At 62.2% G+C, this 18982-nt stretch carries 19 protein-coding genes and 3 pseudogenes; 8 read left to right on the forward strand and 14 right to left on the reverse strand.

The window, feature by feature from the left end:
* Positions 1 to 157 precede the first annotated feature (157 nt).
* The 12 genes from LXE91_RS42755 to LXE91_RS42810 form a co-directional block, all read right to left on the reverse strand.
* On the reverse strand, positions 158 to 811 hold the full coding sequence (locus LXE91_RS42755) for a hypothetical protein (RefSeq protein WP_226292009.1): 654 nt from the start codon (positions 809 to 811) through the stop codon (positions 158 to 160).
* Positions 812 to 873: 62 nt separating this feature from the next.
* Positions 874 to 1182, reverse strand: a complete 309-nt coding sequence (locus LXE91_RS42760; protein WP_069301923.1) for a hypothetical protein — start codon at positions 1180 to 1182, stop codon at positions 874 to 876.
* Positions 1183 to 1198: 16 nt separating this feature from the next.
* Entirely contained in the window at positions 1199 to 1489 is a 291-nt protein-coding gene (locus LXE91_RS42765; protein WP_069301924.1) for a hypothetical protein, read from the reverse strand.
* 20 nt (positions 1490 to 1509) lie between these two features.
* The gene (locus tag LXE91_RS42770) at positions 1510 to 2409 is read right to left on the reverse strand and encodes a hypothetical protein (protein WP_069301925.1); all 900 of its coding nucleotides are present in this window, start codon (positions 2407 to 2409) and stop codon (positions 1510 to 1512) included.
* A complete protein-coding gene (locus LXE91_RS42775; RefSeq protein ID WP_226292010.1) occupies positions 2406 to 3014 on the reverse strand; it encodes a hypothetical protein in 609 nt (202 codons plus the stop codon). The genes LXE91_RS42770 and LXE91_RS42775 overlap by 4 nt, the downstream gene beginning before the upstream one ends.
* Positions 3015 to 3048: 34 nt before the next feature.
* Positions 3049 to 3360, reverse strand: coding sequence for a hypothetical protein (locus tag LXE91_RS42780; protein WP_069301926.1), 312 nt, complete (start codon positions 3358 to 3360; stop codon positions 3049 to 3051).
* 343 nt (positions 3361 to 3703) lie between these two features.
* Positions 3704 to 4234 (reverse strand): hypothetical protein, encoded by a 531-nt coding sequence (locus tag LXE91_RS42785; RefSeq protein ID WP_141716966.1) that lies wholly within the window; start codon positions 4232 to 4234, stop codon positions 3704 to 3706.
* A gap of 142 nt (positions 4235 to 4376) precedes the next feature.
* Positions 4377 to 4784 carry a type II toxin-antitoxin system VapC family toxin gene (locus LXE91_RS42790; protein WP_009692912.1) on the reverse strand — a complete coding sequence of 136 codons (408 nt, stop codon included), beginning with the start codon at positions 4782 to 4784 and terminating at the stop codon, positions 4377 to 4379.
* A complete protein-coding gene (locus tag LXE91_RS42795) occupies positions 4781 to 5023 on the reverse strand; it encodes an AbrB/MazE/SpoVT family DNA-binding domain-containing protein (RefSeq protein WP_009692911.1) in 243 nt (80 codons plus the stop codon). The genes LXE91_RS42790 and LXE91_RS42795 overlap by 4 nt, the downstream gene beginning before the upstream one ends.
* A complete protein-coding gene (locus LXE91_RS43880; RefSeq protein ID WP_252447792.1) occupies positions 5010 to 5258 on the reverse strand; it encodes a hypothetical protein in 249 nt (82 codons plus the stop codon). The genes LXE91_RS42795 and LXE91_RS43880 overlap by 14 nt, the downstream gene beginning before the upstream one ends.
* 46 nt (positions 5259 to 5304) lie before the next feature.
* Positions 5305 to 5631 (reverse strand): ATP dependent DNA ligase, encoded by a 327-nt coding sequence (locus LXE91_RS42805; RefSeq protein WP_009692910.1) that lies wholly within the window; start codon positions 5629 to 5631, stop codon positions 5305 to 5307.
* Between the two features lie 25 nt (positions 5632 to 5656).
* Positions 5657 to 5899: a hypothetical protein gene (locus LXE91_RS42810; protein WP_226292011.1), complete on the reverse strand. Its 243-nt coding sequence runs from the start codon at positions 5897 to 5899 to the stop codon at positions 5657 to 5659.
* 912 nt (positions 5900 to 6811) lie between these two features.
* On the opposite strand from LXE91_RS42810, the gene parA reads away from it, so the two are divergent.
* From parA to LXE91_RS42845, 7 genes and pseudogenes are all read left to right on the forward strand, one after another.
* On the forward strand, positions 6812 to 7498 hold the full coding sequence (gene parA, locus LXE91_RS42815) for a ParA family partition ATPase (protein ID WP_009692909.1): 687 nt from the start codon (positions 6812 to 6814) through the stop codon (positions 7496 to 7498).
* A complete protein-coding gene (locus tag LXE91_RS42820) occupies positions 7495 to 8538 on the forward strand; it encodes a ParB/RepB/Spo0J family partition protein (protein ID WP_069301928.1) in 1044 nt (347 codons plus the stop codon). Before parA ends, LXE91_RS42820 begins: the two co-directional genes overlap by 4 nt.
* Before the next feature lie 912 nt (positions 8539 to 9450).
* The gene (locus LXE91_RS42825) at positions 9451 to 10425 is read left to right on the forward strand and encodes a replication protein RepA (RefSeq protein ID WP_069301929.1); all 975 of its coding nucleotides are present in this window, start codon (positions 9451 to 9453) and stop codon (positions 10423 to 10425) included.
* Between the two features lie 351 nt (positions 10426 to 10776).
* Positions 10777 to 13773: a Tn3 family transposase gene (locus tag LXE91_RS42830; protein ID WP_011875589.1), complete on the forward strand. Its 2997-nt coding sequence runs from the start codon at positions 10777 to 10779 to the stop codon at positions 13771 to 13773.
* Positions 13770 to 14135 carry a Tn3 family transposase post-transcriptional regulator TnpC gene (gene tnpC / locus LXE91_RS42835; RefSeq protein ID WP_009693043.1) on the forward strand — a complete coding sequence of 122 codons (366 nt, stop codon included), beginning with the start codon at positions 13770 to 13772 and terminating at the stop codon, positions 14133 to 14135. Before LXE91_RS42830 ends, tnpC begins: the two co-directional genes overlap by 4 nt.
* 358 nt (positions 14136 to 14493) lie before the next feature.
* Positions 14494 to 14862, forward strand: a complete 369-nt coding sequence (locus LXE91_RS42840; protein ID WP_011875590.1) for a hypothetical protein — start codon at positions 14494 to 14496, stop codon at positions 14860 to 14862.
* 91 nt (positions 14863 to 14953) lie between these two features.
* Positions 14954 to 15850, forward strand: a pseudogene (locus LXE91_RS42845) (TolC family protein); the annotation flags it as partial.
* 95 nt (positions 15851 to 15945) lie between these two features.
* Here the strand turns inward: LXE91_RS42845 and istB are convergent.
* Together istB and istA are read right to left on the reverse strand one after the other, a co-directional pair.
* The gene (istB, locus tag LXE91_RS42850) at positions 15946 to 16695 is read right to left on the reverse strand and encodes an IS21-like element helper ATPase IstB (RefSeq protein ID WP_046543512.1); all 750 of its coding nucleotides are present in this window, start codon (positions 16693 to 16695) and stop codon (positions 15946 to 15948) included.
* A 15-nt stretch (positions 16696 to 16710) separates the two neighbouring features.
* Positions 16711 to 18263, reverse strand: a pseudogene (istA, locus tag LXE91_RS42855) (IS21 family transposase).
* Between the two features lie 300 nt (positions 18264 to 18563).
* Between istA and LXE91_RS42860 the strand changes: the two are divergent.
* Positions 18564 to 18971, forward strand: a pseudogene (locus tag LXE91_RS42860) (TolC family protein); the annotation flags it as partial.
* Positions 18972 to 18982 lie beyond the last annotated feature (11 nt).

Genomic DNA, 18982 nt, shown 5'->3' on the forward strand with positions numbered 1-18982 from the left:
CGTCGCCAGGGTGCGGCGGGTGACGCGCACGTCGGTGCCCGGCACGCCGTAGTGCGCGTGCAAAGTCGCCTCGTCGAGCCCTTCCAGATACGCGCGATACAGCGCGAAGTGGGCGGGCGTCAGGCGCAACATCGTGCGGCTGGTGGAGGCTCGCACGTCAGCGGGCTCCGATCGGCGCGGGATGCAGCCAGGCGGTCCGCCGTGCCGCCCAACCGAATGCCCAACTGGCCGCGACCAGGCCGGCGAGCCCGAGCCCCAGTTGCAAGGCGACCGTCTCGGCTGTCACCTGCGCGTGGGGTGCGTGATAGACCTTCCACAGGCCGTCGCCCACCAGCCAGAATACCGCGCCCACTGCACCGGTGACCCGTGCCGGGGCCGCAAGCGCCGCGCGGCTCGCATGGTTCGGCCACGCCAATGGGACAGTCAGGCTCACCGCGATGAGCAGCCCGGTCAGCACGCGCGTGTTGGGGTACATCTGCGATGCCATCCCGCAGCTGACGCCCGCGATCCCGATCGCGAAGAACACCCATTGCCACGGCTGCCACGGCTCAACGGGGCGCCCGCGTGCCGAAACGATCACGCCGTAGCCGACTTGCAGAGCCGCGAACGCGAACAGGGCGCAGCCGGCACCCGTGGCCCCATGCTCAAGCAAAGAGACCGCGTCGCGAGAGCCAACCTGGGTGCGCACCCATTCGCGCCCGGCATGCGCAAGGGGATGCCCTTGCTGCGCCGCCGCGCGCCACGCTGAACCGGCTGCCTCGAAAGCCGCCGCGAGCAAGGTCAGCAGACCGCCGAGCACCAGGTGGTACATCACTCGGCGACCGGTCGGCCAGTGCTCGATCGCGCGCCAGCCGCGTCGTGGCGTTCCCCCGTTCATACCGCGGGCCCGTCAGAGGTGCGCGGCTCGCCGTCGACGACGAGCGCCATCATGTGCGCCAGCACGTCGCGCACGAACGCGGGCGCCGCGCGCCGCGCGTCGGCCAGGTGGAAGATCCGTTCGGACCGAAAGCCGAGGTAGTACAGGCGCCACGCGCCATCGGTCTCGAACTGCAGGTGCGCGGGGTGGCCGGCAAACAGCGCGGTGTAGCTGTGCGTGTCGTGCGCCGCGTGCTGGTCGGCGATCCAGTGCTGTTGCGCGAACGCGAGAAATCGCGCGCGCTCGTCGGTGGTGGTCAGGAGCATCGGCAGTCCATCAGGGTTACGCGCGCGCGGGTCGCGCGAGCGCCGCGCGCAGGTTCGATTCGCAGTTCGCGAGGCGGCGCTGCAACTCGCGCTTCTGCTCGACGAGCTCGGCGAACGCTTCTTCGCTCGCCTCGAGCTCGGCCGCAGCATCGAGCAGCGCCTGCGCGACGTCGGCCGGCAAGGTGCCACCGTGCCGCCGCACGCAGTCCCGCAGGTGTGCTGGGGTCGGCGAGCGGTATGCCGGCGGACTGGGCGGATGCGTGCCCCGGTCGTCGCGCGTCGGCGGTAGGGTATCGGCGGTCGTCATGGATTGTTTCGTCGGCCCCGTCAAACAGCGTCCAGCACCGGGGCATCGGCCGACAGCCCGAGCCGGGCCAGCAAGGCGGTCTCGGCCTCATAGCACGCGGTCATCGCATCGATGTACGAGTCGTCCTCGACCGGTTCGTCCGGGATTTCGCAACCGGGCGGCACCGGGCCGATGTCCTGGCGGCGGCGAACCGTGTCGATCAGCTGCTGGAAGTCCCGTTCCGACGTCAGGAACCGACAGTGGTCGACGCCGTATGCATTGGTCAGCGACCAGCCGCCGTGGTCGGGCTCGTGCCACAACGTGTAGCCCTGGAAGTCGAACGACGTCCCCTCGCCGTTCGCTTCGGCCGCCACCGCACGCATGAGCTCGGTCGCGGACGGGAGCGACGCTTCCCACTCCGCTTGACGCGCCACTGCTGCTGCGCGGGCCGCATCGTGCGCGTCGGTGGCCGTCCGCCACGCGACCGCCGCGCGGCGCAGATCCTCGACTTCCGGAACGTCGTCAAAAAACGCCACGATGCCGCCCGGATACTTGGTTGCAATCCTGAAAATCGTATCCATCACCACCTGCACGGCATCCGCATCGGCTTCGTGGACCGCTTGATCGAATGCCGCGCGGGCCTGCAGGCAAGCGTCCAGGCCGGCCGCATCGAGCCCGTCCGCCCCGCTGAACTTGATCGCAAAGCGTGCGTTTTCGCCGTCAAAGTAGCCGGCCTCATGGTCGTCATGGAGCGGTGGATTCTCCGTGATGTGCGGCGAGGCATCCTCGCGCTTGTAACCGGCCACGGCCAGCTGCCGGCCGGCCTGCTTCGCGTGTGCGCGCGCGGCGGCCGCGTGCCGGCCGTGCGGATCGATCCCGAGCCGTTCCATCGCATGGTGGCCGGCCGCCTCGAGCGCGTGGTTGACGTTGGCTGCGCTCATGCGGCCGACCCCGCCGGCTGGGTCGCGTCGGCCGGCACGCGCATCAGTTCCATCACGTAGTCCGGCATCGTCAGCGCGATCGCCGACGCTTGCTCGAAGCTGACGATGTTTTTCGGCGTCTCGCGATAGGCCAGATCCGTGATCGAGAACTCGACGGATTGCGTGCCGAATTTCAGCCGCCGCTTGACGGCGTAGCTGGGGCTGCCGCCCCGCTCGTAGCTGACGATTTCCGCGACGCTGGCGCCGATCACCGCGTGCCACTGGGGCGCATTCGGCGCCAGGGCGTACCAGGTCAGGCTCCCGACCTGACGGGTCGCAAACTCGAACCCGGTCGCCCAAGCGACCGCCGCTTCCGCCGTGGCGAAATCGTCCCGGCGTGCAGCCAACTCGCAGAGGGCGGTCGCCCGGACGGTGGCCTGGTAGGTCGAAGCAGCGTTGTTCGCATCAGGGTGTTCCTCGATCGTGACGTCGGGCAGCCGCGGCTCGCCGGTTCGACTGAGTTCCACAGCGCCGTCGCCGCGGCGCGAGACCATCCAGAGATAGCCAGCGACGGAGACCAGCGAGTTGTCATCCAGCGCGGCAAACAATGGGGATGCTGGGGTCATGACGGTTCCTTGTCGTGGATCGAAGATAGAGGAGCTACTTCCAGAAGCGCTCGGGTGCCGCCAGGGTCGCGGCCAGCGCCTGGTCGTCCGTGAGGCCCTGCACGATCACCTTGCCGTCCCGCTTGACCGTGTCGAGCACAAAAAACTCGCGGGTCTGCAGGCCGTCCGGCGTGCTGCGCGTGAGCGCCCGGCGCGAGTATTCGACGTAGTGCGAGGGTTCGTCCGCCACCTGGTCGGCGGTGCGATAGGTCAGGCCGGCCGAGATCCCGTGACCGGGAAAGGCGTAGCCATGGAGCGGGCCGCCGACGGCCCGGCACTGGGCGTAGTCGTTGGTGGTGGTGTTCATGCTGGTGTTCCCCGGAATAAGTGGTGAAGGCGCGCCGCGCGCGTCGTAGTGATTGTGACGGAAACCGTAGCGCCGACCATGGTGCGGGATCGGCACCCCACCCGGGCGGGGGCGAGCCGCCGGCGCCGCGCGCCCGGCCCGGCCTTGCCCGGCGGGGTCTGGACAAGTATAGGGGAAAATCCGCCCGATCTGACAGACAAAAGTGTCACACCTGATAAGAGTAGTTATCAGATGTAGCAGTTTTGCCGCCTGCCCTACTGCACGCTGCCGCCGACCATGAAAAAACCCGGCCGGAGCCGGGTTACGGGACTGTCGTTGTACTGCTCTGGCAGACGCTTTGCCCTTATGCCTCTCGCGCGTCCTCGTGGAGCATCGAAACTTGCAGCGAAATTCGAACCGCGTCCATCCAGAACCCCTTGGCCTCGTCGTGGGAAATCGGCGCGTTATCCGGTGACAAGCTGGTGGCGTACTTCTGCGCGTGTGCGTCGATTTCCTTGAGGTGCTGGTCAGCAGCGGCCGCGATCACCTCCAGACGCTGAATTCGTTGCGCCGCAAGCCGTTGCTCGCCCTCACGGCCCCGCACGCCTTCGAGCTTGGCTTTGGCCTCGGCCAAGACAGAATCGATGTCGGCCTTCGCCTGCCGGGCCCGGTCGGTGGCCGCCTTGATATGCCAATTGACACGCGTGAAGTAGTCCGCCTGATCCGCCTGCGCCGCGGCAGCTGTGAGATTCCGGGTGGTCATCGTGTGGTGGGTGTTTCGAATGGTTGGTGGATGGCTGACACGCCAAGCGCAAGCGTTGTTTTGCCACGCCGCGTGCTTGGCGAGACGGTGCTGGCAATCGTGTGACGAAAACCGTTCCGTAGAATACTTCATCTGGCACCTCGATTGAACGATGGCCGGTAACCTCACGGCAGCCGAGCAGTCCCCGCTGCACCAGCGATTGGTACGCGCCCCAAAACCCGGCCGGAGCCGGGTGTTGCTGCCGAAGCAGATCGACGTGCCCGCTTGCATTTCGCTACGCAGGCCGCAGCCAGTTTTCGACGGCGAGCCCTGCAACGCGGGTGAATTCGGCCGTATTGTCCGTGACCAAGACGGCGTCGACGGCCAGCGCATGGGCAGCGATCAGCATGTCGTTCGCCCCGATCAACTGACCCTGCCTCTCGAGATCGGCTCGGAGCCGCCCGTAGCATTGATCCGCGTCCGACTGCAGCGGCAATACGGTCAAGCTCGCGAGCAGCTGCTCGACACGCTGCGCGAGCGCTGAGGAGCCGCGCTTACAGACGCCGTACCGTAGCTCGGCCGCGACGACGATCGAGGTGCACACTTGCTCGGGCGGCGTTTCCCCGATGCGCGAAGCGCACGCGCCCCGAGGGTCCCGGATTACGTTCGACAAAATATTGGTGTCGAGCAGATAGAGGCTCATTCAATATCGACCGGTTCAGCCGGGAGGTTTTCGATGTCAGGGAAAGTTTCGTCCAAGGGCGCCCATTGCGCGAATAGCTCGCGTAGAGACGGCGCTTCGACCGGTTCGATGATTAGGCGCCGGCCTTCACGATGAATAGTGACTTCCGAGACCGGCAGCTCGAACTCGCGCGGGATCCGCACGGCCTGGCTACGTCCGTTGCGAAATAGGCGTGCATGGCGGGTGTCATGGGTTGGCATAGGGACGGCTCCAGTTCAATTGCGACGGCATATGCCACAGCATATACACGTTACAGAAAGTTCGCAAATATCCGCCGACATGCGGGCCGGCCTGCGTCCATTTATTGGCGGTTGCCTGCGCCCTTCGGGCTGGCCGGATCTTCGCGGGCAACTGTGCGTGCCGGCTTGTCGGCGCGCAGCCCGCAAAAGACGGATGCCTTAACCGGCCGGCCGGCGTCCACTCGAGAAACGCCACTTCGGCGACGAGGTCGGGCTTCAGCCAGCAAAACTAACGATCGAACTCAGGCTCGGGGGGGGCTGGCAAACGGCGAGCGTTTGCGACCCAACGCCGAGAGCCGACTCTCGAATTCCCGAGCCTGTCGCGGCGTAAAGCTCGGCGCGACGTGGCCGACATAGCGCAGGCGACCGCCCTCCTCGTACACGCCCAACAGCATCGCCCGCACCCCTGCTGTCGCCCCTTTCCGGCGGGAAAACCCGCCGATCACGAACGCCTGGCGTTCGACACATTTCAGTTTGATCCACCGATCCGACCGTCCGGAGCGATACGCCGCATCGATTTGCTTGCCAATGATGCCTTCGAGACCGAGCTCACATGCGGATGCCAGCATTACTTCGGGTGCTGCGTCTATCGCTTCAGAAAACTGGATTTCGTCCGTTGTCCAGCCACATCAAGTCGAACACGACTAGCGAAATGCCCGACGTGCGCCGTCGATCGAACGCATTTTGCAGGCCGCTGAAGCTCGGCCGCCCCGCGGCGTCGAGCCACACTGCCTCTGCATCAAGCCATGCGTTTTGTAACGATAGGCGCTCGAGCGCGCCGCGAAGATGCGGCACACGGTCGGTCCAGTCATGTCCGTTCCTGGTGAAGATTCGCACGTCTCAGCCTTCAATTCGGGCGAGCATCCGGTAGCCATCGAATTTGATTTCGTACGCCCATGTGCCTGTCATTGGGGGACGTGCGCGAGGACTGCCAGTGCAGGCTCAATGAATTTCGGCATGCCATCGCCCATAGGCTGCCCATCTCGATGCCGCCCGCCCCCCCGACCTTGTCCACCTGCCCATGCGCGCCTCCTTTGTTCGTCGTCCCTGCCGCAACCTATGTTCCTTCCAAACCTACCCACGCCAGACGGCGCGTCGACACTCCTCGGCCTCTCCCGCTCCGCGGTTCGCAAGTGACCTCCGCACCGCAGCGGGACCTCGTGACCCGGGATCGCGCAGCATGGCGAGACACAAGTGGCCTGCATTCGGTATCGAGTTGATTTCATTGAGAGTAATCGCGTTACCGCCCGTGACCGGAGTCGCGTCATGACTTGTCGTAACGACGCATCCTCGATCTCCACGTGGAGATTGGACATGGCCGTGCCGCGAAACGCGATCTCCACGTGGAGATTTGTCGATGCGTCCCCAAATTCTTCCAGCATCGACGGTCGACTCACTGTCCGCGCGGAGCCACGTCCATTAGGCCGACAATCTCCACGTGGAGATCCAGACACGGAACAGTACATGACCTGCAATCTCCACGTGGAGATTCCAGACGTGGCACTGCGCAAGAGCTGCGATCTCCACGTGGAGATTGAAGAAGCGGTCGTTGGCGATCGTGTGGATTCCGTTAATTCTCTGCGTCTCCGCGGCCGCGCCACGTCCAATCGGAGTTGGTGCGTAATCAATTTCATCGAAATATTGCAATTTTAATTCGTGATGTACTAGACTCCGGTCGAGGGAAAATCTCCACGTGGAGATTTTGGAGAACGGTCCGCCCCCTAGCGGATAGACCAAGGAGGTTCGAAGATGGGCTTGGTGTTTTCGGTCGCAAACCAGAAAGGTGGGGTAGGAAAAACCACCACTACGATGAATCTTGCCGGTGCTTGCCACGAGCAGGGTTACAACGTCCTCGTAGCAGATACCGACGACCAGCAATCCTGCTTGAGCTGGGCTGCGTCGGCTGCAGAGGATCAACCGTTGCCTTTTCCGGTCATTGGCCTCTCCGGGCTAGGGAAAATGATTGGCAACCAGATAACGAAGCTGGCGGACGAGTACGACATCGTGATCGTCGACTGTCCGCCAAACATATCGGATCTCACCACCGGCCGCGTCCTGGCCGTCGCGGACGTCACATTAGTGCCAACCGACGTTTCTCCTCTCGAAATGTGGAGCAACCAGGGAATGATCAAACTCATCGAACAGACTCAAACGATCAATCCAAACGGAAAAGTCGCAATTTTTCTAAATAAATTCCAGCCACGCTCCATGCTCAGCGAACAGATGGTGCAGCTGCTTGAGGAAAGCGGGGTTGCTTTACTTGACCAAAAGGTTCCGTACCGCGAGGTCTACCGGCAAGCCGCAGCCCTCGGCCGGACGGTGTTCGATGCGAAGGGCCTCCGAAACACCAAGGCAGCGAAGGCAGATTTCACTGCGCTGTTCGAGGCAGTCGTTGACTTACATCAGGGGAACGCTAGCGGGGAGGGTGAGGAATGAGCGGCAAAGGAAGGCTTGATTTGACCAGCCGGGTACGTGCGGGGATGGAGGAGCAGACGAGATCTGCGACTGCACGGCTTGATGCGGCGAAGGTCGTTCAAACAGCACATCTCGAAGTAGCTGATCAGTTGCCTAGCGAAGTAGCAAGACGGATCCCGGGCGCAATTTCACGCGAAGGCACCGCGATGTCAGACCGGCGCCCGGTCCGGATACGCGTCGCAGACACAATTCCGAACCCTTACAATCCTCGAGTCTTTTACGACTCCACAACCATTAGCAACCTCGCCGAGTCGTTTGGATCGCAAGGGCAGCTCGAAGCAATCAAGGTGACCCGCCTACCGGAATTTCCCGACAAATGGGTAATTATTGACGGGGGCCGACGAACTCGAGCCGCAGCTCTTCGAAAAGACGAGTTCATCGAAGCAGAGATCATCGAAGAGGAACTGGAGCCGAAGAGCCTGTATCTGCGCGCCTATCATGCAAACAAGGATAGGGACGAGCAGACCGACTTCGACGACGCATATGCATGGAAAAAGTTACTCGATGCCGGGGTGTATCGTGACCAAATGGAGCTCGCAGCCGCTGTCGGCCGCGATCCCAAGCACGTCAGCAAAGTGCTCCAGCTGACGACACTTCCGACTACGCTCCTCGAGGCTATGGCGAAGCGCGCCGACGTCGTTCGACTTTCGCACGCCTACAATCTGAAGTTGATATACGACCGCGCCGGCGAGGCTGTCGCCGCACGGTGGTTGAAAGAGGTAATAGAGGGGACAGCAAGTGTCCGGAAGCTTGAACAGGTCGCGTCCGAGCAAAGCAAAGGAACGGACAGCAAGCGGAGCAAAATTCACTACCAATCGAAGTTCCCATTTCGGACGAGCAACGGCGATGAAATCGGCATGCTGAAGCAATTCGCAGACGGAAGAACCGAGTTGACGTTGAAGGGCGTCACTGGCCCTGCTCAAGAAGAACTCGGCGAGAAACTGAAGGAGCTTGTCCTTCAGTGGGTTGCAAATGCTGATCACGATCGACCGCGGGATTAGCGGAAAAGGCTTGGCGTGAGCGCATAAGTCGGGGCGAAAATGCCCCTAGGCTCGCGCATATTTTGGGGCGGCTAGCTGTTGCACCGCGCATATCTTGGGGCGAAGCGGCGTACTGATTCACGCATAAGTTGGGGCGACGACTGCGTAACAGTTTCTGGTGGATCAGAGCCCCATAACGCACCGTGGCCGATTCGGCCGAGAGTGAGTACTGACTGGGGCGGCCCATGCGCATAAATTGGGGCGTTCGTCGAACCATCGCGCGCATAGGATGGGGCGGCGGAGCGGTCTGGCTACGCATAACTTGGGGCCATGCTGCCGAAAGCTGCTTCCGCGCATAACTTGGGGCGGGTTTTGATCTCGCTGTATGAAGCTCGTCATGCCCTACGGAGACTCGCAACGCGCATAACTCGGGGCAAAGCCTCGGCTGCTGCAACCCTGTTTCGCGGGCAGAAAGCCGCTCGCATATGTTGGGGCAGAGGCTATTAGCCTTGAACGGCTGGTGGCCACGCGCTGTGGCGTCGGTTTTGACGTTCGCTATCTTCGCGTGGTGGTCGAGGGGTCGCTGAGCGTGGGCAACCGAAGGTTGTCCACTGAAGCGAGCCCTTCTACAAGCAACATAGAAGTAAACGTACTTCTAAAAGCAAAACCTAGATCGCGATGTTTCGCCTTTGGAATCATGACGTTGGAGAGCTTTCCGCCCCCACTTATGCGGCCTGCGCCCCAAGATATGCGAAATTGGCCCCGATTTATGCGCGCCTTGCGCCCCCATTTATGCGAAATCTGGCCCCGAATTATGCGTGGATAAGTAGCGTTATCCACAGGGTTTATCAACATCCAGCTACTTCGCCCCGAGATATGCGTGACTGCGCATAAGCCCTATGCTTTAATCCGCCAAACTGAGCGAGCACCATCATGCCTGAAGCCGCGAAATTGAAGACCTCAACGCGAAAGTCGCCGGAACCCAAGTCGACCGCGATCCGGCCAAATGTTGCGACTCGTCTATTTGAAGAATCGTTGGCCATAGAACGCGAGGACGCGTTCCGTGCCGGCATGGCGGGATTCATGGGCCGTGCCCTCGTCCAGGCGACACTGCCATATCGCGAGCCAGATCGAAACTTGCCTGTCTGGGGCCGCGCGTCGGGTGACATGAGCTTGATTATCAAGCCTGGCTACTATCTCGAGCAGAAGACCAACCAGCTCGAAAGCATGGGCTATCCGTACGGCACAATTCCGCGGCTACTCCTTGCGTGGCTAGGCACAGAGGCGGTTCGCACGAAAGAGCGGCAGCTTGTCCTAGGTAAGTCTCTCTCGGCTTTTATGGATGCACTCGGCATCTCGTCGCACACGGGTGGAAAAAACGGGTCGATCACACGCGTGCGGGAAATGATGAAGCGCTTGTTCGCCTCAGATATGGCGATCGTTCATGGGGGAGGGTCCGCACCCGGCGCAGACTTCGCCACACGCAAGTTCAGCATAGCGGAAGAGACGTGCCTATGGTGGGACCCACAAACGCCTGAACAAGCCGGGCTTTGGCAATCGACGGTGACCTTGTCCGAGAAATTTTTCAAGGAGATCCTCGAAGCTCCGGTGCCGATCGATCTGCGAGCGTTGAAGGCGCTTCGCCAGTCCCCCATGGCTATCGACCTCTATTGCTGGCTGACGTATCGAAACTTTTCGCTGCGCGCCCCGACAACGGTTCCATGGGAAGCGCTGAAGCTGCAATTCGGATCCGGTGCTGCAGAAGACAAGAAATTCCGCGAAACGGTGCGACGAGCTCTACTGCAAGTTCTTGAGGTCTACCCAGCTGCGAACGTAAATCCAACGAAAGCGGGGTTGTACCTTGAGCCGTCTAGGACGAGTGTTCCTAGGCTGGTCAAGACCGCATAAGGCTGAGTGCGTCGTGCTGATCATTCGCATATGTTGGGGCAGAGTGACATCCGGCTAAGTATCACGGACATTCGTTGCAAGCGGTATGTTGAAATCGAAGCGGGCCCAAAGGGCTCGCTTTTTTATTGCCCTCACTACCGATAGTTGCGAGACAGGAGCCGGCCTTTTCTTGAATGCTTGGGGCGGTTGGATGGTGGTGGAGGGTAATTGGGGCATGGACAAGGTAAGCGCGAATTCCTATCATAAGCCTTGTAGTTATGAACTCCGCCTTGCTTATTACTATTTTGCGCAGTAACGCCAGATTTTTATTGCGCTAATCTAAGCGGCCCTCTGCGATCCGGACGATCCGCAATGGCTACCCTCGAACGTACCGCGTACCCGCGCTTTCCCGAGGTTCTGGCACCCCGGGAACTGCAAGCCTGTTACACCCCACTGCCCGACGAGCTCGAATGGGCGCGCCGCTCAACACGCGGTGAGCGACCTCGACTGGGCCTGCTGGTGCTGCTGAAGGTCTTTCAGCAACTGCACTATTTCCCGCCGGCCGACACCATTCCGGCCGCCGTTGTCGAGCATATTCGGGCAGCCGCGGATATCGGCGACTCCGTACAGTTCGGCTACGACACAGAGACCTCCCCAACGCTGTTCCGGCATTACGCGGCGGTTCGCACCTACCTGGACGTGAAGCCGTATTACGGCACCGACGCCAACGCGATCGCGACACGGGCGGCGCACACGGCGTCGCTGACGATGGACCAACCGGTCGACATCATCAACGCGACGATCGACGAACTCATCGCGCGCGATATCGAACTGCCGGCGTTCTCGACGCTCGATCGGCTGACCGAACAGATTCACGCGCGGGCGCAGTCCCGGCTCTTCAAGCGCGTCACGCGACGCCTGACCGATGAGCAGAAACTCGCGCTCGACCGGTTGCTCGCGCGTGATCTGTCAAGCCGGCAGACTGCCTACAACCGGATCAAGCGTCACGCGAAACGCCCATCGCGCCAGCATCTGGACCTGCTGATTGAGCAGGTCTCCTGGCTCGACGAGCTCGGCGATTTCTCACTGGCCGTCGCCGGGATTCCAGCCTCAAAGTTGCGCTCGCTCGCCAATCAGGCGATGGCGCTCGACGCGTCGGCGCTCAGGAACGACACTTCGCCCGAGAAGCGCTACACGCTGATCGTCGCGCTGCTCAACCGTATGCGCGTGCGCGCCCGCGACGATCTCGCCGACATGTTCGTCCGGCGCATGGGCGCGATCCACAAGCGCGCGAGCGACGAACTGGACGCCATTCAGCGAAAACAGCGTGATCAGGTCGAGGATCTCGTCGGCTTGCTGGACGGTGTGGTCGACATTCTCGCCGATGAATCCGACGAGACGGCCATCGCCCGAGCGGTCAGGAAGCTGCTTGCGCCGAAAGGCGATCTCGAGCCGTTGCGCGAGAGTTGTGCGGCGATCCGCGCGTTCAGCGGCCGCAACTATCTGCCGCTGCTCTGGAAGCACTTCAAGGCCCACCGTTCGGTCATGATGCGTGTCGCCCGTACGCTCGAATGGGATTCGACCAGCCCGGTCCGCACGCTGCTCGATGCGCTCGACGTCGTGCTGGAAAACGAGTCGCGGCATCGCGAGTGGATCGATGCTGATGTTGACCTGGGCTTTGCGGCGCCACGGTGGCGCAAGCTCGCACGTCGCACCCACGGCGACGGATTGCCGACCAATCGACGGTATCTCGAACTCTGCGTGTTCTCGTACATGGCCGAAGAGCTACGGGTCGGCGATCTGTGCGTGTCCGGCTCCGACGCCTACGCCGACTATCGCGATCACCTCCTGCCATGGCGGCAATGCGAGCAGCAGTTGCCAGACTATTGCGACAAGCTCGGCATGCCCACGACCAGCAGTGACTTCGTGTGCCACCTGCGTCAATGGCTGACCGACGCTTCCCACAAGCTCGACGACGAATTGCCGCGCAAGCGCGAGCACGTCGTGATCGATCGTCACGGCGAACCTATCCTGCGCAAAACCGTCGCGAAAGAGATCCCGGCGAGCGCGATCGCATTGCAGGAGCGGCTGAACGCCCGCCTGCCGACGCGAAACATGCTGGACATCCTCGCGAACATCGAACACTGGACGCATTTCACGCGGCACTTCGGGCCGCTGTCCGGGAGCGATCCCCAGATTCGCAAGGCGGCCGAGCGCTACCTGCTCACGATTTTCGCGATGGGCTGCAATCTCGGCCCGACCCAGGCGGCCCGCCATCTCGACTCGGATGTCACCGCGCACATGCTGTCGTTCGTCAACCGTCGGCACGTGAGCCTGGACAAGCTCGAGACTGCACAGCGCGAGCTGATCGAACTGTACCTGCGGCTGGACCTGCCAAAACACTGGGGCGATGGCAAGACGGTGGCGGCCGACGGCACGCAGTACGACTTCTACGACAACAACCTGCTGGCCGGCTATCACTTCCGCTACCGAAAAATGGGCGCGGTCGCGTACCGGCACGTTGCCGACAACTATATCGCGGTGTTCCAGCACTTCATTCCGCCGGGCGTCTGGGAGGCGATCTATGTGATCGAGGGCCTGCTGAAAGCGGGCCTGTCGATCAAGGCCGATACGGTCCATGCCGACACGCAGGGGCAGTCGGCCGCCGTTTTTGCGTTCACGTACCTGCTCGGCATCAACCTGATGCCGCGGATTCGCAACTGGAAGGATCTCGTCCTGTACCGCCCAGACAGCAAGGCCAAATACAAGCACGTCGACAAGCTGTTCAAGGCGACCATCGACTGGGTGCTGATCGAGCAGCACTGGCAGGAGCTGATGCAGGTCGCGCTGTCGATTCAGGCAGGCACGATCTCGTCGCCGCTGCTGCTGCGCCGGCTCGGCTCCGAAAGCCGCAAGAACCGGCTGTACCTGGCCGCGCGCGAGCTCGGCAACGTTGTTCGCACGGTGTTTCTGCTCGAGTGGATCGGCAGCCTCGAATTGCGGCAGGAGGTCACCGCGAACACGAACAAGATCGAGTCTTACAACGGCTTCTCCAAATGGCTGTCGTTCGGCGGTGACGTGATCGCCGAGAACGAGCCGGAGGAACAGCAGAAACGGCTACGCTACAATGACCTGGTCGCATCGGCCGTGATCTTGCAGAACACGGTGGACATGATGCAGGCGCTGCGCGAGATGGCGGCTAACAGCGAGAAAGTGCGCGCCGAAGACATCGAGTTTCTGAGCCCGTACCCGACCCACAACATCCGCCGCTTCGGCCACTATAAACTGCACCTGGACCGTCGGCCGGAAGCCTGGATCAAGGATCCGCTGTTCGGCCATGCTGCCCGTACCTATGCACCCCGACCATGACTGCACGCCCGGCCATCACGACGACCTATTTCGGCGATATCGACACCGCCGCGCTCGAGCGGCTCGAATCGAGCTACGATACCACCCGCCTGCTGGCCGCCGTCGATATTGTCGATCGCATACGCATCCAGCTTCATGATCCCGAGGGGCTACGCGACGATCTGCTTGAGATCCACAGCATGGCGCACTCAGTATTGAATGGCGCACCGTCGGTTCCGTCGCGCCGCGAAGGTACCTTGCCCGAGCAGGTGCTGGGCGCGCTTGATCTGATTGACGAATTTGTGATGGAACTCACGCGGGTGAGGACGATGCTCGAACCGCTCGAAGCGCTGCACCCGGACGACGGGTTTGGCGAGGGTTGAAGGCGCCCGCCCACCGATCGAGACAGTATGTGGTGGCCCGATCATTGTCAGTCATAGTTGACACGGTCGAAAAGTGTCAGCCATAGTTGACACATGATCGAACTCATCAAGACCGCCGTATTCGAACGCTGGTTGACCGACCTTCGCGACATTCGAGTGCGAGCACGCATCGAAGCCCGCATCCGCCGACTGAGTTGCATAATGAAATCAGCTACTTCCTGATTGGTCTCCTCCGCACCCCGCAGTCGCCATTGGCGTTCGCATTGCAAGCTGCCCGTCTGGTTCAGATCGTGGTCCGACAAAAAGTAGTGCAATTATCCACCGCGATCGCGCCAGGCTGCAGGCTATAATTTCCGCCATGAAACTGCTCCGGACCGTCATCCTGTTGCTGCTCTGCGCGGTGCTGCCCATCAGTGGGCTGGCAGCCAGTGGCTTGACCGGTGAATGTCCGATGCAGCAAACCATGTCCATGGATGCGGACGCCAGCGTATCCGCTGACATGCCGGGCTGCGATTCGATGAAGCCCGCATCCGTCGACAAGGCCAAGGTCAAGGGCATGTTTTGCAAAGTAACCGCCCAATGCCAGTTCGGCAGCCTCTATCACCCGGCCGCCAGGGCTGAAATCGGCCGCCCGGCTGCGGTCGGCACGCCTGTCATCTTCCATTACACCCAGTCTCTTCCGGTCCGTGACCCGAACGGGTTATGGCGACCGCCGCGTCTCGTCTAATCCCTCGCTGACAGGTTCACCGCAGTTGCGGTGAGGTTCGTCGTATGCCGGACGCGGAATCCCTATGGGATTTCGCCTTTGGGGTTAGAACATGCCATTCATTTTCGGCACGCCGCTGCGCCGGCGTGTACCTTGGCGCGTGCACACGCTTTTTGCCGCGCTTCTCGTCGCGGGCGTCGTTCACGCCCAGCAGGCGCCTTTCACGCTGGACGCCGCGCTACAGTCGGCGACCGATCGCTCTGCATCGATGCAGGCCGCGCAGTCGTCCGTCCGCGCCAGCTCCGAGGCGGCCGTCAAGGCCGGACAACTGCCGGACCCGATGCTCAAGGCCGGCATCGATAACCTGCCGGTCAACGGTCCGCAACGCTTCACCATCGGCCAGGACTTCATGACGATGCGCCGCATCGGCATCGAACAGGAGTGGGTATCTGGCGAGAAGCGGCAGCTGCGTTCCGCGTTGGCCGATGAGGTGGTCGGGCGCGAGCGCGCCGACTATCTGGTGCAACTCGCCAACGTTCGCCAGCAAACTTCCACAGCCTGGCTGAACGCCGTGTATGCGAAACAGGCGCTGGCGCTGCAGCAGGCGCTCCGCGACCACATGCACCACGAGCTGGAGGCGACGAAGGCGTCGTATCGCGGCGCCAAGGCAAGCACCGCCGACGTGGTACAGGCGCAGGTGATGCTCGCGCAGACTCAGGACCAGGTGCTCAAGGCGCAACAGACTTATCAGACCGCGCTTATTGGGTTGTCACGCTGGACGGCCGTTCCCGTCTCCGATGTGACCGGTGAACCGCCGGCGCCCGAGTCGTTCGTGTCGTCGCTCCCACCTGACGAACTGCGTCTGTCGCAGCCGACGCTCGTCGCCGCCGCGGATGACATCGCGGTCGCTGATGCCGATACGGCAGTCGCCGACAGCGAGCGCAGCCCGAACTGGACATGGGAGGTCGCGTACCAGCAACGCGGCGGTGCGTACTCGAATATGGTTGCGTATTTCGGGGAAGTTGAACGCCCGTTTCGGTGAAGTCGAACAGGCCAGGAGGGAGGTGCTGCGTTGTGCTTAGATTGTACTGCAGGTGTTCGAGATCAGGCTACTTTTTGATCAGGTGCGTTCTTCTTGCGCATCGAGTCGCCCTTCAATGCAAGCTTGTGAGCCTGATGGACGAGGCGGTCGAGGATTGCGTCGGCGAGAGTCGGGTCTTGCAGCCAGGCGTGCCAGTGTTCAAGGGGCAATTGCGATGTGATGATCGTGGATCGCGTGCCGACGCGATCGTCGAGCACTTCGAGCAAGTCGTTGCGCGCGCCCTGGTCGACGTCCTGCAGTCCCCAGTCGTCGAGCAACAGGACGTCCATCTTGGCGAGCTGCGCGAGCCGACGTGTGAAGCTGCCGTCGCCATGGGCGATCTTCAATTCCTCGAACAGCCGGGCGACGCGCACGTACAGCACGGAGAATCCCTGTCGGCAGGCCTGCTGGCCGAAGGCGCAGGCGACCCATGTTTTTCCGGCGCCAGTCGGCCCTGTCAGGATGAGGTTCTGTGCATTGCGGATCCAGTCACAGCCGGCGAGCGTAGCGACGATACCCTTGTCGAGCCCACGGCTCTGCCGGTACTCGATGTCCTCAACGCAGGCCTGGGGATTCTTGAGCTTCGCAGACTTGAGCAATCGCTCGAGCCGCCGGGTATCGCGCCAGGCGATCTCACGATCCACGACCATGCCGAAGCGTTCCTCGAACGACAGGCTCGTGCTGGCCGTCAGCGCCGCCTGTTCCTCGAACGCGCGAGCCATGCCGTCCAGCTTGAGGGCCTTGAGCTGGGAGAGGGTTTGCTGCATCAACATCGCGACCTCCTTGGGTCAGTGGTAATACTTGGGCCCTCGCACGTTCTCGTGCAGGGGCGACTGCCATTCGGTGGCCCCGCTTTGTGGCAGTGGATGCTTGTCGGCGCCGGTTTGCAGGATGGTGCGCACGGACCGCTGGGTCGGCGCGCCAATCACGAGTGCGCGCTGACACGCCGCTTCCAGCCGCTCCTTGCCGTACTTGCGCGACAGCGACAGCAGACCCAGGCAGGCCCGGTATCCCATTTCCGGGTGCGGACGGTTCGTCAGCAAATGCCTGACGATCGCCTCAGCGCTGACGCCGATCGATGTACCCCAGTGCAGCAGCCGGCTCGGGGTCCATTCCATGTGGGCGCGGTAAGCCGCAGGCATATGCTCGGCCACGGTGGTGTACTTCCCCTGAGCCGACTGCGAGCGTGGGCGGCAACGCGCTTGCCGCCGTGCAGGACTTCTACACCGTAACGCGTCACGCGCGCGTGGACTTCCTGACGCACAAGACTGTGCGGTGCGCTGTAGTAGTGACCGTCTACCTCAATGTGCGCGTCAATGTTGACGCGGCACTTCTGGAAGGTGGCGATTTCGTAGCGACGCGTCGGCAACGGGCGCAGCGCCGGTTTGTCGAGCCGCTCGAACCACTCGCGTCGAGTGCCATCGAGCTTCTTGAACGGCCGCGTATTCAGGTCATTGATCAACCCGGCGATCGCCTTGTTCAGTTCGGCCAGACTGTAGAACCGGTAATTCCGGAGGCGGGCGAGAATCCATCGTTCGACGATCTGTACGCCGACCTCAACTTTCGCCTTATCCTTCGGCTTGCGCGGGCGCGCGGGCAGCATCGCGGTACCGTAATGGTTCACGAAGTCCTGCGTGGTCAGGCCGAGCGTGGGTTCGTAGCGGTCGGCGTTCGAGATCAGTGCCCTCGGGTTGTCGGGCACAAGCAGAGCGGGCACGCCGCCGCAGAACTCCATCGCGTCAATGAGGCCACCGATCCAGTCGGGTGTCGCTTCCGATCGCGTAGCGCACGCATACGTGTAATTCGATGCGCCGAGCACGGCGACGAAGATGTGCGCCTTGAACGCAATGCCGCCGGTGCGATCGAGAATCGGCACCGTTTGCCCGGCGTAGTCGGCGAACAACTTCTCGCCGGCGTAATGTTGCTGGGGCATCGAGCGCTTCAACGTCTGGGCCCAGTCCTTGTATCGCTGACAGAACTGCGTGTAGCGCAAGGTCTTCTGGCCGGGGTTCGCGCCGACGTACTCCTCCCACAGCAGTTGCAAGGTTACGCCTTTGCGGCGCAACTCCCGATGAATCCAGGCGCAGTCAGGCTCCATGCGCTTGCCTGCGGCCGTCGTCGGAACGGCGCCGTTGACGAGCAACTGCTCCAGCTCTGCCTCGGACAGCGGCTCGATCTTCGCCCAGTCCAGGCCGGCCGAGGCGGCAAGCTGCAAATATTGGGTAATGGTACCGAGCCCGACGCCGAGCGCGCCGCTCACTTGCCGGTGAGACAGATTACAGGTCCATTTCAGGCGAAGCACATCTTTTATTTTGCGCATGGTCGTCCGGTGAGCCGGCATAGTCGGTTTCTCCCAAAAGGAGCAACCTTAACCGCCGGCCGATTGAGCCATCCGCAGTACCGCCAACCGAAACCGCGCCTTTCGTTTCGGCACGCCGAACACACATTTCGGCGCAGTGAACAGCCGTTTCGGCGGGCTGAACACCGATTTCGGGAAGATGAACACGCGTTTCGGAACGCCGAACACCAATTTCGGAATACCCCGAAACTGTTCGACTTCAAGCGAAACGGCTGTTCACCTTCCTCCGGAAACCCTGTTCGACTTCAACCGAAATCCGTGTTCGGCTTCGCCGAAATACGCAATATGGTGTCCGTCGGCGTCACCATTCCATTGCCGTTGAACCGGAAAAACAACCAGGACCGCGACGTCGCCGAGAAAGCCGAACTCGCCACGAAGGCGCGGCTGATGTACGAAGACGCGCTGCGACAGGTGCAAGCCGACATCCGCGCACAATCCGCGACCCTGGCGAGCGGGCGCGAGCGCATCGCCAATCTGAGCCAGTCGTTGCTGCCCGCCGCGGACCAGCGCGTGCAACTCGCGAATGCTGCCTATCGCGCTGGTAGCGGCTCGCTCGCGGACACGTTCGCTGCCCGCCGTGCCCAACTGGAAGCGCAGTTGCAGGTGCTCGACCTCAAACGAGAGGTGTCGCAGACCTGGGCGCAGCTCGAATATCAAGTCGTGCCACCGACGATGGCCGCCGCGCAATGACGGAGAACAGC

The organism is Burkholderia contaminans (assembly GCF_029633825.1).
In the GTDB taxonomy this organism is placed as follows: domain Bacteria; phylum Pseudomonadota; class Gammaproteobacteria; order Burkholderiales; family Burkholderiaceae; genus Burkholderia; species Burkholderia contaminans.

Bases quoted from the DNA above. Each gene is read 5' to 3' on its own strand.
- LXE91_RS42755 (WP_226292009.1), bottom strand. From the start codon at position 811: ATGTACCACCTGGTGCTCGGCGGTCTGCTGACCTTGCTCGCGGCGGCT.
- LXE91_RS42760 (WP_069301923.1), bottom strand. From the start codon at position 1,182: ATGCTCCTGACCACCACCGACGAGCGCGCGCGATTTCTCGCGTTCGCG.
- LXE91_RS42765 (WP_069301924.1), bottom strand. From the start codon at position 1,489: ATGACGACCGCCGATACCCTACCGCCGACGCGCGACGACCGGGGCACG.
- LXE91_RS42770 (WP_069301925.1), bottom strand. From the start codon at position 2,409: ATGAGCGCAGCCAACGTCAACCACGCGCTCGAGGCGGCCGGCCACCAT.
- LXE91_RS42775 (WP_226292010.1), bottom strand. From the start codon at position 3,014: ATGACCCCAGCATCCCCATTGTTTGCCGCGCTGGATGACAACTCGCTG.
- LXE91_RS42780 (WP_069301926.1), bottom strand. From the start codon at position 3,360: ATGAACACCACCACCAACGACTACGCCCAGTGCCGGGCCGTCGGCGGC.
- LXE91_RS42785 (WP_141716966.1), bottom strand. From the start codon at position 4,234: ATGAAGTATTCTACGGAACGGTTTTCGTCACACGATTGCCAGCACCGT.
- LXE91_RS42790 (WP_009692912.1), bottom strand. From the start codon at position 4,784: ATGAGCCTCTATCTGCTCGACACCAATATTTTGTCGAACGTAATCCGG.
- LXE91_RS42795 (WP_009692911.1), bottom strand. From the start codon at position 5,023: ATGCCAACCCATGACACCCGCCATGCACGCCTATTTCGCAACGGACGT.
- LXE91_RS42805 (WP_009692910.1), bottom strand. From the start codon at position 5,631: ATGCTGGCATCCGCATGTGAGCTCGGTCTCGAAGGCATCATTGGCAAG.
- parA (WP_009692909.1), top strand. From the start codon at position 6,812: ATGGGCTTGGTGTTTTCGGTCGCAAACCAGAAAGGTGGGGTAGGAAAA.
- LXE91_RS42820 (WP_069301928.1), top strand. From the start codon at position 7,495: ATGAGCGGCAAAGGAAGGCTTGATTTGACCAGCCGGGTACGTGCGGGG.
- LXE91_RS42825 (WP_069301929.1), top strand. From the start codon at position 9,451: ATGCCTGAAGCCGCGAAATTGAAGACCTCAACGCGAAAGTCGCCGGAA.
- LXE91_RS42830 (WP_011875589.1), top strand. From the start codon at position 10,777: ATGGCTACCCTCGAACGTACCGCGTACCCGCGCTTTCCCGAGGTTCTG.
- tnpC (WP_009693043.1), top strand. From the start codon at position 13,770: ATGACTGCACGCCCGGCCATCACGACGACCTATTTCGGCGATATCGAC.
- LXE91_RS42840 (WP_011875590.1), top strand. From the start codon at position 14,494: ATGAAACTGCTCCGGACCGTCATCCTGTTGCTGCTCTGCGCGGTGCTG.
- istB (WP_046543512.1), bottom strand. From the start codon at position 16,695: ATGTTGATGCAGCAAACCCTCTCCCAGCTCAAGGCCCTCAAGCTGGAC.